The sequence below is a fragment of the Enterococcus caccae ATCC BAA-1240 genome (assembly GCF_000407145.1).
Taxonomy (GTDB): Bacteria; Bacillota; Bacilli; order Lactobacillales; family Enterococcaceae; genus Enterococcus_L; species Enterococcus_L caccae.
Map to the genome: position 1 here is coordinate 801,703 of NZ_KE136472.1, position 13,914 is coordinate 815,616.

The following is a 13,914-nucleotide window of genomic DNA, read 5'->3' on the forward strand; positions in this document are numbered from 1 at the left end:
GATAAGCCGGCATTCACGAAATTGTTCTTCAATTTTTTGTGAATGCCGGCTTATTTCGCAATAGAATGACTCTACGGACTCCATTTATTCGAGAATAATGTGTTGAACAGAGTTGAAACAGGATTTTACATGAGTCTTTGAATCAGACCGAAGACTAATAGTGTAACCATAGCGAATACATCCTTCGCAAAGTTTTTTATCTTGACCTACTTCTTTTTAATCAATAAATAATATGGTATGATTGTAAAGAATGAAAAAATAAAGGAGATGGGCGTTTTTTGACAGAAAATCAGTCAATATCTTTGGAATTAAAGCTAAATGATTCTGATGATGTGAGTATGCTTTTAGGAACCCATGATAAACATATAAAATATTTAGAAGAAAATACAACCGTAACGATCAACACACGGGGAGAAATGATTCAATTGTTAGGGGAGGAATCAGAAGTACAATTGGTTGCTTCTGTTCTAAGAACTTTGCAAGTTTTGATTCAACGTGGGATTAAAATCAGCACGCCAGATGTTGTTTCTGCTTTGAAAATGGCGAAGAGCGGGGAATTAGATACATTTGTTGCAATGTATGAAGAAGAGATTTTAAAGGATCACCATGGTAGAGCAATTAGGATCAAAAATAGGGGTCAAAAAAAATATATAGATGCAGTAAGAAAACGTGATATTATTTTCGGGGTCGGTCCTGCTGGAACAGGTAAGACGTTTTTAGCAGTTGTTATGGCTGTGTCAGCATTAAAAAAAGGTGAGGTCCAAAAAATTATATTAACGCGCCCTGCTGTTGAAGCGGGTGAAAGCTTGGGTTTTTTACCTGGTGATTTAAAAGAAAAAGTTGATCCGTACCTTCGTCCAGTTTACGATGCCTTATACCAAGTGTTTGGAATGGATCATACGAATCGATTAATGGAACGCGGTGTGATCGAAATTGCGCCATTAGCATACATGAGAGGTCGAACATTAGATGATGCTTTTGTCATTTTGGATGAAGCACAAAATACGACCGTTGCTCAAATGAAAATGTTTTTGACAAGACTTGGTTTTAACTCACGAATGATTGTCAATGGCGATACAAGTCAAATCGATTTGCCTAAGGGTGTTGTGAGTGGATTGATTCATGCGGAAAAAACCTTACAATCAATCGATAAGATTGCGTTTGTTCATTTTGATGCTGGAGATGTTGTAAGACATCCGGTAGTTGCTCAGATTATTCGAGCCTATGAAAATGAAAGTCAAAAATAGTTCTACACTTGCGGAAAGGAGTGAAAATTCCGTTGAAATACTCGTTATTAAAATTGCGTGATAAATTAGGCAAAGCTTATATTCCAATACTTTTGCTAATATTTTCCTGTTTTTTATTTATTATTATGTTCGGAAGTGTCCATCAAAAGAAAGTAGAAATAAAAGAAGGACAACTTGCTGAAAATACTATTAGGGCGAATAAAAACGTTGAGAATACGTATGAAACGGCCCAAAAGAAAAAGCTAGCCGCGGAAGCTGTTACACCAGAGTACATTTATCAAGAAGAAACAGCTGATGTTCAACATAAGCGAATTGAGAAGCTCTTTAAATTGATTATTACGGCAAATGAAAAAATTGACAAAGAATATCAAGAAAAAGTTGCGAAGTCAAAAAAAGACGAAACAATTCCAAAACCGACGATTGAAGAAAGAGTTGCGAGCTTAAAAGCGCAATTTGAATCGCTGGATCAAGACGAAGTTGCGTTTTATCAAAAATTTCCAAATGTATTTTATCAAAATATATTTTCATTAGACGCAAGTCAGATTCAACAAGTGAAAATTGAAAGTCTAAAGATTATAGATGAAAAAATGAAAGATCATGTTCGTGAAGCGGATGTGGATACGATTCGTCAAAGTGCTATTGAGAAAATTCAATTTCTTGATGTGACGGGCGTGATGCAGCAGGAAATTCGCTATATTGTGAATGAAGGTATCGTAGCAAATGACTTTGCCAACGATAAAAAAACGAAAGAAATGCGTCAAAATGCTATGGATGCTGTGCCGCCTTCGATGATTTATCAAGGTGAAATCATTGTTCGTGAAGGTACTCAAATTGATAGTAAGGCGATGGAGAAACTTGAGCTTTTAGGTATGACGAATCAAAGTACTTCACTATTTCCGATGGCCGCTCTAGCACTAGCAATTATATTGCAAGTTTTTGTTTTATTGTTTTTCACTAAACAAGTGACAGAAGAGGGCAGACGGAGACATTTTGTTTTATTTTATGTTGGTGCAATGTCTTTGAGTGTTGTATTGATGAAGTTTTTCCAGATTTTCCAAACAGAGCAGATGACGTATATCTCGTTGTTCTTCCCCGCGGCATTTACACCGCTAGTATTAAATTATTTTGTAAGTAGACGAGCAGGCGTTTTAGCTGCTGTTTTTCAAGTGATTTTTTCATTGTTCGTGTTTTATAACGCCATAGGTACAAATACACTGACTGTTATTCTCGTTAGTTACATGTTTTCTGGTCTTTTGGCGACAGTGGTTAAACGAACACGCATAAGTGAGCAAGGATTGGTTGCTGTATTTTGGGTAATCATTTTCCCAGTTTGTTTGGATTTTGTTTTAATGGTGTATCAAGGAATGAGCTTTTTTGATGGTAAATCATGGACGATGATGATTTGTGCTTTAGCTGGAACTGTGTTGGCTTTTCTTGCTACGATGGGTCTCCATCCCTATATTGAATTATTAGTAACGGACGATAGTGTGATTGTTTTAAATGAGCTGAGCAATCCAAATCATCCATTATTAAAACAGTTACTTGAAGAAGCACCTGGTACTTATCATCATAGCATGATGGTAGCTAGTTTGAGTGCAAATGCAGTTGCTGAAATTGGCGGGCGTTCATTATTGACTCGAGTAGCTTGTTATTATCATGATATTGGTAAAATCAAACACGCGAATTTCTTTGTCGAAAATTTACCGGCAGGAGCAGAAAATCCGCATAATTTCTTGTTACCGGAAGATAGCAAACAAATTATCTTTGGTCATGTCATTGATGGAGCTAAAATATTGGAAGATTATCATATGCCAGAAATGGTTATTGATATTTGTCGTCAGCATCACGGAACAACCTTGATGAAATTTTTCTATGTTAAAGCCAAAGAGCGTAACTCAGAGATATCTGAAGCAGATTTTCGTTATCCTGGTCCTAAACCTCAAACAAGAGAGGCTGGGATTGTTAGTATCGCTGATACATGTGAGGCTGCTGTTCGTGCAATGGACCATCCGACGAATGAAAAAATCCAAGCGTTTGTTCATAATGTTATCCAAGATCGAATTTCTGATGGTCAATTAGATGATTGTGGATTAACTATGAAGGAGATTAGGATTGTTGAAAAGTCATTAGTTAGTGGTTTATGTAGTACATTCCATTCGAGAATCAAATATCCAAAAATGAAATCAGAAGCAGAAGAAATGAAAGACGAACAAGAAAAGAGAGATGACTAATGGACATTTCATTCATTGATGAAACAAATAATCTATCAAAAGAAAATATAGAAGAAGTAGAAAATCTGTTGCAGTTTGCGGCTGATGTTCTAAAAATAACCAAAGATACAGAAATGTCTGTTACGTTTTTGGACAATGCTGGTATTCAAGTAATCAATAGAGAGTATCGTGGTAAAGATACACCGACAGATGTAATTAGTTTTGCATTGGAAGATGAAGGCGAAGACGAGTTACCGATTATATTTGATGATGAAACGGAAGCTTTTCCTAGAAATCTTGGTGATATTATGATATCGACTGAACGAGCTGTAGAACAAGCAGCAGAATATGGGCATTCGTTTGAACGTGAATTAGGCTTTTTGGCAGTACATGGCTTTTTACACTTAAATGGCTATGATCATATGGAACCTGAAGATGAAAAAGAGATGTTTGGCTTACAGAAAGAGATTTTAGATGCCTATGGACTCAAAAGATAAACGGACAGCGAAGAATAAACACTTTATTACATCGTTAGAGTTTGCCATGCAAGGGATTAAGACAGTGTTTGAAGAAGAACGCAATATGCGGACACATGTCTGTATGGGAATTGTAGCGATTATAATTGGTTTTATTTTCCGCTTAGCTGTCTCAGAGTGGTTGTGGCTTCTGTTAGCTATTTTCCTAGTACTTGTGACTGAAATTATTAACACCGTATTTGAAAATGTCGTTGATATGGTTACTGACTGTCATTTTCATCCAATAGGAAAAAAAGTCAAAGATATGGCTGCAGGCGCAGTTCTCTTGACGACAGGTTTTGCGATAATCGTTGGAATGCTGTTGTTTGTCCCAAAAATTTGGCAACTACTACAAGATTATTTATAGAGGAGAGAAACAATGACTGAAGCACATAAATCCGGATTTGTGGCGATTGTAGGTAGACCTAACGTTGGTAAATCTACTTTATTGAATCGAATTGTCGGACAAAAAATTGCGATTATGAGTGATAAAGCTCAAACAACTAGAAATAAAATCCAAGGGATTTATACTGTTCCTGAAGCCCAAATTGTTTTCATTGATACGCCAGGAATTCACAAACCAAAACATCGTTTAGGTGATTTTATGGTAGAAACGGCTTATAGCGCGCTTCGTGAAGTGGATGCAACACTATTTATGATTAGTGCGGATCAAAAAAGAGGTAAAGGGGATGACTTTATCATCGAACGCCTTAAAGCAATGACCAGCCCTGTTTATCTTGTGATCAATAAAATCGATACAGTTCATCCAGATCAACTTTTAGGTATTATTGAAGATTATGCAAGCCAAATGGAATTTGCGGAAGTTGTTCCGATTTCTGCGACTGAAGGAAATAACGTTGATCGTTTGATGGATGTTTTAGTGGATCAAATGCCAGAAGGGCCACAGTATTTCCCTGACGATCAAGTGACAGATCACCCAGAGTATTTTATTGTTTCTGAATTAGTACGTGAAAAGGTATTATTACTTACAAGAGATGAAATCCCTCATTCTGTTGCAGTTGTTGTCGACTCAATGAAACGTGACGAAAATGATAAAGTCCGTATTCAAGCAACCATTATCGTTGAACGTGATAGCCAAAAAGGAATCATCATTGGCAAGGGTGGTAAGATGCTGAAACAAATCGGCACCAAAGCTCGACAAGATATTGAACATTTGCTTGACGATAAAGTATACTTAGAACTTTGGGTAAAAGTCCAAAAAGACTGGCGCGATAAAAAAGTTCATTTACAAGATTTCGGTTACCGCAAAGACGATTATTAATGAGAAACGAAGGAACAATTCTGTGCTATTGCAGGATTGTTCTTTTACTTGTATCTCTGCTAAAATAGACTAGAAGATAATGGAGGCGAGAACATGACCTTAGGAGAAACCAAAGGAATTATTTTATTTACCAAGGATTATAAAGAAAAGGATAAATTGGTCAAGATATTTACGGAATCCTTTGGTAAAATGATGTTTTTTGTTAAAGGAGCGCATCGCAAAAATAATCCGATCGGTCCTGCTATTTTGCCTTTTACGGAAGCTGTTTATATTGGCGATTTTAGAGAAGACGGGCTATCTTTTTTAAATGGAAGTAAAGAAGCACATCCGCTTCGAATGATTCAAGAAGATATTTTTATCAATGCTTATGCGACGTATATTTTGAATTTAGTTGATGCAGCTATTGAAGATCGGACTTATGATCCTAACTTATATCATTTTGTCCAACAAGCATTAGGTTTGTTGAATGAAAAAAAAGATGCAGAAATCATTACGAATATTTTTGAAATTCAACTGTTGAATCGTTTTGGTATTTCACCAGAATGGACACATTGTGTGGTATGCGAGGAAAGGCAAGGGAAGTTTGATTATTCTTCAAAATACAGTGGTGTTTTGTGTGAACGACATTGGCATCTTGACAATCATCGTTACCATGCGGATCCTAGAGCAATCCATTTTATTCGCCTTTTTTCTGGAATTTCATATGACAAAGTTCAGGATATCAATGTAAAATCGGAGACAAAAACTGCGATTCGACAAACAATCGATGAATTATATGATGAATATGTTGGAATTCATTTGAAAAGTAAGAAATTTATCGATCAAATGAAAAATTGGGAAGATACATTGAAGTTGTCGAAGCGAGAGAAAAAGGATGACGTGGAAGACCAGACAGACCCTATCTTAAAGGAGTAAAGTACGATATATCACTGACTTCAACACCATTACTTATTCAAGAGGAGAATCCAGTGACTAATCGTATTTTTTTCACAAGCTAGATTTTACGAATTTGTAGAAACAAAAAGGCATCAAAAATGAACCATGATTTTTGAATGAAAAGAACAATTTTTCCAAAAGATATTTGAAACTAAAAAAATTATTTGACTTCTTATTAAACTACGCTTATCATAAAGAGTAATTAAATAAATACGTTGAAAAAGAAGAGTAGAAAGAACTGCTGTTACAGCGAATCTGGGAAAGTGGGAGCCAGATACACGCAACTTTTGAAGGGCACTTTTGAGTATGTTTAAACGAAGCTGCCGATTGTTTATATCGGAAGTAGGGTGGAACCGCGATTATTCGTCCCTATGTCTCTTGGAGGCATAGGGACTTTTTGTTTGCTGATTTCTGGTTAAGTTGATTAGGGTTGGCACGTTTTTAAATTTAAGGAGGAACATAATGGACAAGAAACTTACTGTACAAGAAATGATTTTAACGTTGCAAAAATTCTGGTCGTCAAATGGGTGTATGCTAATGCAAGCCTACGACACAGAAAAAGGGGCAGGAACAATGAGTCCGTATACTTTTTTACGCGCAATCGGACCGGAACCTTGGAATGCCGCTTATGTAGAACCATCAAGAAGACCCGCAGATGGACGGTATGGAGAGAATCCGAACCGTCTATATCAACATCATCAATTTCAAGTTGTGATGAAACCATCTCCTGAAAATATTCAAGAATTATATTTAGAGAGTTTGGAATTGTTAGGAATCGATCCTTTAGCGCATGATATTCGTTTTGTTGAAGATAACTGGGAGAATCCTTCAATGGGGTGTGCTGGTTTAGGCTGGGAAGTTTGGCTTGATGGTATGGAAATTACTCAATTCACGTATTTCCAGCAAGTAGGAGGTTTGGCTTGTCATCCAGTTACGTCTGAAATCACTTACGGAATCGAACGACTGGCGTCTTATATTCAAGAAGTAGAGAGTGTTTACGATTTAGAATGGACACAAGGGGTTAAATATGGCGAAATTTTCAATCAGCCTGAATATGAGCATTCAAAATATTCATTTGAAGTGAGCAATCAAGAAATGCTATTAGAAAACTTTGATAAATTTGAAAAAGAAGCAAAACGTTGTATTGATGAAAGCTTGGTACATCCAGCGTATGATTATATTTTAAAATGCAGCCATACGTTCAACTTGTTAGATGCTCGTGGCGCAGTCTCTGTAACAGAGCGTGCTGGGTATTTAGCTCGTATCAGAAATATGGCAAAAGCTGTAGCGAAAATTTTTGTTGCAGAACGTGAAAAACTAGGATTCCCACTTTTAAACAAAGAGAATCAAACTACTAAGGAGGCGAAATAACATGGCAAAAGACTTATTACTTGAAATTGGCTTAGAAGAAATGCCTGCTCATATTGTCAGCCCGAGTCGTTTACAATTAGAAAATAAAATAGTAAAATTCTTAGAAGAAAATAATTTGTCTTATGAAACAGTTCAAAGCTTTTCAACGCCTCGTCGCTTGGCTGTTCGTGTCACACAATTGCCGGAGCAACAAGAAGATACACAGGAAGAAGTCAAAGGACCTGCTAAAAAAATCGCTCAAGACGCTGAAGGAAATTGGAGTAAGGCCGCTGAAGGATTTGTCAGAGGACAAGGTTTGACTACTGATGCGATTACATTTAAAGCATTAAACGGTGTAGAATATGTCTATGTCACAAAACATAATCAAGGACAAAAAACGAGCGATGTATTAGCAGGATTAAAAGATGTTATTACAAGTTTGACTTTTCCTGTTACTATGCATTGGGCGGATTATGATTTTGAGTATATTCGTCCGATTCATTGGATCGTGGCATTATTGGACGATGAAGTGATCCCATTTTCAGTCTTAGATGTGACAACCGGGAATAGTTCTCGTGGTCATCGATTCTTGGGTGATGACGTGACATTTAACCATTCCAATGAATACGAGGAAAAAATGAAAGAACAATTTGTGATCGTTGATCCTAATGAAAGAAAAACGATGATCATCGATCAAGCAAATCAACTAGCTGATAAAAATAATTGGAAACTTGATTTAGATGAGAAGTTGTTGGAAGAAGTCAATAATTTAGTTGAATATCCTACGGCATTTGTAGGAGGGTTCGATGAAAAATATCTTTCAGTACCAGATGAAGTTTTAGTTACTTCAATGAAAGAACATCAACGTTATTTTGATGTCCGTAATGATCAAGGATTATTATTGCCGCATTTTATTTCTGTACGAAATGGAGATAGTGTCCATATTGAGAATGTGATCAAAGGAAATGAAAAAGTCTTGATTGCACGTTTAGAAGATGCTGAATTTTTCTATAGTGAAGACAAAAAGCTATCAATCGAAGAGTGTGTCAATAGATTGAAAAATGTGACGTTCCATGAAAAAATTGGAACGATTTATGAAAAAATGCAGCGCGTAGGTATTATTGGACAAATTATCGGAAAAGAAGTTGGTTTATCTGAGACTGAACTAGCTGACTTAAAACGGGCTTCTGAAATTTATAAATTTGATTTAGTAACCAATATGGTGGGGGAATTCCCAGAATTGCAAGGAATAATGGGTGAAAAATATGCATTACTTCAAGGTGAAAAAACAGAGGTAGCTCAAGCAATACGAGAGCATTATTTGCCAACATCAAGTGAGGGAGCATTGCCAGAATCATCTATTGGAGCAGTGTTGGCATTGGCTGACAAGCTAGATAGTGTTTTCGCGTTCTTTGCAGTGGGTATGATTCCTAGTGGTTCAAATGATCCGTATGCCTTACGTCGACAAACATATGGTGTGATACGTATTGTTGAAGCTAAAGGCTGGCAGTTCCCGTTAGTTCAATTACAAATGGATATTGATGCAGCTGTTAATGCAGACAGTCAAAAATACGGAATTCAATTAACGAGTGGACAAGAAGAAGTGATTGAATTTGTAAAAGCTCGTTTGCGTCAATTGTTGATGGCAAAAGATGTTCGTCATGATGTGATTGATGCAGTGATTTCATCTGAGCAAAAAGATTTAGCAAAACTATTTTCGTCAGCAACAATTTTGAAAAAACATTTGTTAGATGAAGATTTCAAACCTTCGATGGAAGCTTTGACACGAGTGATCAATTTAGCTAAAAAAGGTCGCGAGTTATTGAATCAAGAAAGCAAGATCGATGCTACATTATTTGAAAATGATGCTGAAAAAGCGTTGCATCAGGCTGTTAATAACATAGAAGAGCAGTTTGCTGAAAGTACAATGTCTGAAAATTATCAAGCATTAATAGAGTTGCGTCCGTTGATTGAACAATATTTCGAAGAAACAATGGTCATGGTGGACAACGAACAAGTGAAGATGAATCGTTTGAAAGAACTTAATCGGATTGCTAAAATGTCCTTATCATTGGCAAGTTTAGATTTATTGATCGTAAAATAAATAAATCAAGTAGGTTGCTACTTCTCTAGCTGTTTATTAGATTTTAGAGGATGGGGCAGAAGTGTTTAATCCCGAGAACCAAGTGGGGACTGTGCAACAATGTTTATCTGCGACGGGCCATTAGCGAGAAAGCATCAACTCGTTCCTCGTTGTGTTTTACAGCAATTTCAGCTTATTTCCGAAGGGATTGTTTCTGATTCCATCGTTTATTGTATTTAGAGTGAGAAACAAAAGTAGATGTTACTTTTGTTTCTCACTCTTTTTATTTTTAAAATGCCGATTTTGATAATTCGTGGTATTAAGAATGACTCTTTGAGCAAAATTTTTTCATAATTATTTTCAACGTGGTAGGATAAACTTATCGAATGATAAGGTGTTCGTGATGTTTTTCTAGGAGGAGAGAGAATGAATTATTTTTTAAGAATATTTACCACTGCTGCTTTGACATTTTTGGTGCTGGATTTTACTTGGCTACTTTTGATCGCTAGGAAAATTTATCAAGATCAGTTAGGTAGTTTACTAGGTACTACAAAAATCATTCCAGCAGCAATTTTTTATAGTGTTTATCTAATGGGAATGCTCTTTTTCGTAGTTTATCCTGCGCTTGAAAAAAATAGTTTAATGTATGCTCTTTTAGCAGGGGCTTTTCTGGGGTTATTATGTTATGCCACATATGATTTGACAAACTTGGCTACCATTAAAAATTGGCCCGCTTTTGTGACAATCATCGATTTAATATGGGGAGCAGCAGTCACTGCAACCACTTGTGGTTTTACAGTTTTTGTAGCTCAGTACTTTAAGTGGAGGTAATTAGAATATGGATGATCAAGCAATTGATTATAAAAAGTTGTTGAATGCCTTTCAACAAGGCGCTACCCAAGTAATCAAGGAGAAACAAGAATTAAATCAAATTAACGTATTTCCTGTATCAGACGGAGATACAGGAAGTAATTTGGCTTCATTGATGCAAGCGATTTTAGAGGAAACCAATAAGGAAGCAACATCTGTTTTAGAGGTGTTTGAAAGAGTTGCGGAAGCATCTTTATTAGGAGCTAGAGGAAATTCAGGAATTATTTTTGCTCAATATTTTAATGGTATCTATAATAATTTATTGATTCAAGAAGAAAAAAATTCTGTTGCAAGTTTTGTAAAAAGTGTGAAATCAGCAATTGCAGAAGCGTATCAAGCAATCAGTAATCCTGTTGAAGGGACGATTATTACGGTTATTCGATCATGGGCAGAAGCACTTAGTGAAAATGATCAAGTACAAGGGTTAGAAAAACTTCTACCAAAAGCCTTAGCTGAAGCCGAACAAGCGTTAAACAACACGACAAAGCAATTAAAGGTGTTGCAAAGAAATCAAGTGGTCGACGCAGGAGCAAAAGGTTTTTACATATTTATAACAGGATTTACGCATGCTTTTGTAAATAAAGAAACCACCGTTAAATCAAGGACCTATTCTGATGATTCACCCAAAATAGAGATATCTGACACCAAACATTTGAATACTTCCGAACCAAAATATAGATATTGTACTGAAATTTTATTAGATCATGTAACAAAGCCAAAAGCCGAAATTCAAATGAAATTAGCTCCATATGGAGATTCACTCATTGTCGCTGTAAATCGCAACAAAGCTAGAATTCATATTCATTCTAATCAACCAGATGAGGTATTAAGCTATTTAAGTACGATTGGTCAACCTTTGCAACAAAAGGCAGATGATATGTTGTTACAATACCAAGTAAATCAACACAAAAAGGCGTCGATTGCATTAGTAACGGATTCAATTGCTGATGTTCCTGCTGAGTATATATTAAATAATCAAATTCATGTTCTGCCGATGAACATATTGATTGGAAATACTAGTTATATTGATAAAATAACGATTCAAAGTAAACAATTTTTTAAAATGAATAAAAATCGATCTGAGCGGGCAACTAGTTCGCAGCCGACACTAAAAACGGTTGAAAATCTTTTTTCCTTTTTGGAAACGAGATACGAAGCAATTATTGTTATCACAGTTGCTGACAAACTAAGTGGGACATTTCATACAGTAAAAGAAGCTGCAAAGAAAATGACAGCATCAACTACTAGGATCGAAGTCATTGATTCTAAACAAAATTCTGCTGCTCAAGGATTACTAATAATGAATGCAGCTGAATTGATTCATTCTGGACTGACTTTTGATGAAATTGTGGAACAAATTAAAAAGAAGCGTAGTCAACTTAAAATACTCGTTAGCGTAGACGATTTAGATCCTATGATCGATTCTGGCAGAATACCACAATTTGCCGGGAAAATAGCAAAAAAAATCAACGTAAAACCGATTGTCAGTTTGAACGAGAAAGGGGAAGGGCAACTAAGTGATTTTGCATTTAGCTTGAAAGGAAACGAACGAAAGATTATTCATCAATTAAAAAAAATCCATACTAAAAATAAAATAAGACGTTATGCGATCATCCATGCAAACGCAGAGCAAAGAGCGCAACATTGGAAAAATAAATTGAGTGAAGCAGTAGGTTTTCAGCCAAGTTATATAATGGATATTTCAACAGTAATTGCAATGAGTGCAGGTCAAGGAAGTATCGCTGTGGCGGTTGAAATTGAAGAAAGAGGGGATTAGTATGACTATTTGGATTATTAGTAGTGTCATTTTTATTTATTTTACGTTGTTATTCTTTTTAGCGCAGTATCTTCATAACAACTCTATTGTTGATTTAGCTTGGGGGATCGGTTTTGTACTTGTTGCGATTACCGGATATATAGCGATGCCGGAAAAAACGACAGTTAGTACGACTGTTCTTATATTAGTAACGATTTGGGGGCTACGCTTGTTTTTCCATTTAGCTAAACGTAATATTGGCAAACCAGAAGATTATCGCTATGTAAATATGAGAAAACGATGGGGAAATCATTTCGCAAAACTAAAAGCTTATCTAAATGTCTTTGTTCTTCAAGGTGTCCTTTTGCTAGTTGTTTCACTGCCGATTCTTTTTGTTATGACAAGTTCAGTTGATCTGTTTTATTGGTGGAATGGAGTAGGTGTTATAGTTTGGCTTTTAGGATTTGCTTATGAAACGATTGGAGATGCTCAGTTAACAAAATTTAAAAAAAAGGGTAACAATCATGGGAAACTGTTGACAACAGGATTATGGGCGACAACAAGGCACCCTAATTATTTTGGTGAGGCACTAAGTTGGTGGGGGATTTTTCTTATAAGTTTGAATGATACACGAAATGTTTGGGGAATTATTGGACCTGTAACGATTACTTTGTTGCTTTTATTTGTTTCAGGAGTTCCTTTATTAGAAAAAAAATACAAAGATCGACCAGATTTTATTGCGTATGCAAATAAAACACCAAAATTTGTTCCGTTTATTGGAAAAAAAGGGTTATAAGGAGGAATTATCATGACTAAAAATGAGTCTTTAAGAACAAAGTGGTTTGTAACGGTCGTTTATTTCGTAATGATTGCTGTAAACGCAGCTGCGGTATTACTGCCTTTAAATGGCATGACGACACAGGAAGTTTCAGATACATATCCGAATTTATTTGCTCCAGCAGGTTTGACGTTTGCAATTTGGTCAGTGATTTATCTATTACTAGCAGGATTTGTTGTCTATCAATGGGTTAAACCAGTAGATCAATCTATATTAAGTCATCATCAACTTGGCAAAAAGCTTAGTGTGTTATTTATTATTTCTTCAATTTTAAATAGTATTTGGCTATTAGCATGGCAATATTTGCAAATTGATTTATCTGTCGTGATTATGTTGGCTTTGTTGATTGTGTTGATTTATATGAATCGTATTCTGACTAAAGCTAAGCTAACTAAAAATGATTATATATTTGTGCGATTACCTTTTAGCATTTATTTTGGTTGGATCACGATTGCGACGATTGCCAACATCACGGCATTTTTAGTTGATAAAAACATCGCTTTTCTTCAAAATAATCAAGTCATGTGGACGATTATTGTATTGATCGTGGGTCTAGTAATCATTGCTACAACTATTATTCGCAATCGTGATATTGCATACGGTTTAGCCGCATTGTGGGCATATTATGGAATCTTACTTAAGCATCAAGCAGCGGATGGGTGGAATGGAGCTTATCCAGCGATTATGACCACAGTAGGAATCTGCTTAGTCATTTTAGCAATTTTATGTATTTATGAATTTGTTTTACTCTTAAAACAAAAAAAGAATGTTATCTAGTATAGGTTTCTTTGTCTACTTCTGTTAAAATAGGAATCAAATCAACTATA

The 13,914-nt window shown here is 35.8% G+C and carries 12 protein-coding genes and 1 other annotated feature; all 12 genes read left to right on the forward strand.

Annotated features, from left to right (window positions below; genetic code table 11):
* The first annotated feature begins 278 nt into the window (after nt 1-278).
* Nucleotides 279-1,247: a PhoH family protein gene (locus I580_RS03620; protein ID WP_010772667.1), complete on the forward strand. Its 969-nt coding sequence runs from the start codon at nt 279-281 to the stop codon at nt 1,245-1,247.
* A 32-nt stretch (nt 1,248-1,279) separates the two neighbouring features.
* The gene (locus tag I580_RS03625; protein ID WP_010772666.1) at nt 1,280-3,478 is read left to right on the forward strand and encodes an HD family phosphohydrolase; all 2,199 of its coding nucleotides are present in this window, start codon (nt 1,280-1,282) and stop codon (nt 3,476-3,478) included.
* Nucleotides 3,478-3,954, forward strand: a complete 477-nt coding sequence (ybeY, locus tag I580_RS03630; RefSeq protein ID WP_010772665.1) for an rRNA maturation RNase YbeY — start codon at nt 3,478-3,480, stop codon at nt 3,952-3,954. The genes I580_RS03625 and ybeY overlap by 1 nt, the downstream gene beginning before the upstream one ends.
* Nucleotides 3,932-4,339, forward strand: coding sequence for a diacylglycerol kinase family protein (locus I580_RS03635; protein ID WP_010772664.1), 408 nt, complete (start codon nt 3,932-3,934; stop codon nt 4,337-4,339). The genes ybeY and I580_RS03635 overlap by 23 nt, the downstream gene beginning before the upstream one ends.
* A 12-nt stretch (nt 4,340-4,351) precedes the next feature.
* Complete coding sequence (era, locus tag I580_RS03640; protein WP_010772663.1) at nt 4,352-5,254, forward strand: GTPase Era; 903 nt, start codon at nt 4,352-4,354, stop codon at nt 5,252-5,254.
* A gap of 93 nt (nt 5,255-5,347) precedes the next feature.
* Nucleotides 5,348-6,169 (forward strand): DNA repair protein RecO, encoded by an 822-nt coding sequence (recO, locus tag I580_RS03645; protein WP_010772662.1) that lies wholly within the window; start codon nt 5,348-5,350, stop codon nt 6,167-6,169.
* Between the two features lie 227 nt (nt 6,170-6,396).
* Nucleotides 6,397-6,564: a binding site (T-box leader), on the forward strand.
* Nucleotides 6,565-6,652: 88 nt separating this feature from the next.
* Nucleotides 6,653-7,561, forward strand: coding sequence for a glycine--tRNA ligase subunit alpha (glyQ, locus tag I580_RS03650; protein WP_010772661.1), 909 nt, complete (start codon nt 6,653-6,655; stop codon nt 7,559-7,561).
* 1 nt (nt 7,562) lies between these two features.
* A complete protein-coding gene (gene glyS, locus I580_RS03655; RefSeq protein WP_010772660.1) occupies nt 7,563-9,644 on the forward strand; it encodes a glycine--tRNA ligase subunit beta in 2,082 nt (693 codons plus the stop codon).
* 405 nt (nt 9,645-10,049) lie between these two features.
* Nucleotides 10,050-10,454: a DUF2177 family protein gene (locus I580_RS03660; RefSeq protein WP_010772659.1), complete on the forward strand. Its 405-nt coding sequence runs from the start codon at nt 10,050-10,052 to the stop codon at nt 10,452-10,454.
* 7 nt (nt 10,455-10,461) lie between these two features.
* Nucleotides 10,462-12,270: a DegV family protein gene (locus I580_RS03665; RefSeq protein WP_010772658.1), complete on the forward strand. Its 1,809-nt coding sequence runs from the start codon at nt 10,462-10,464 to the stop codon at nt 12,268-12,270.
* A gap of 1 nt (nt 12,271) precedes the next feature.
* Nucleotides 12,272-13,045, forward strand: a complete 774-nt coding sequence (locus tag I580_RS03670) for a DUF1295 domain-containing protein (RefSeq protein WP_010772657.1) — start codon at nt 12,272-12,274, stop codon at nt 13,043-13,045.
* Between the two features lie 12 nt (nt 13,046-13,057).
* Nucleotides 13,058-13,864 carry a tryptophan-rich sensory protein gene (locus tag I580_RS03675; RefSeq protein ID WP_010772656.1) on the forward strand — a complete coding sequence of 269 codons (807 nt, stop codon included), beginning with the start codon at nt 13,058-13,060 and terminating at the stop codon, nt 13,862-13,864.
* Nucleotides 13,865-13,914 lie beyond the last annotated feature (50 nt).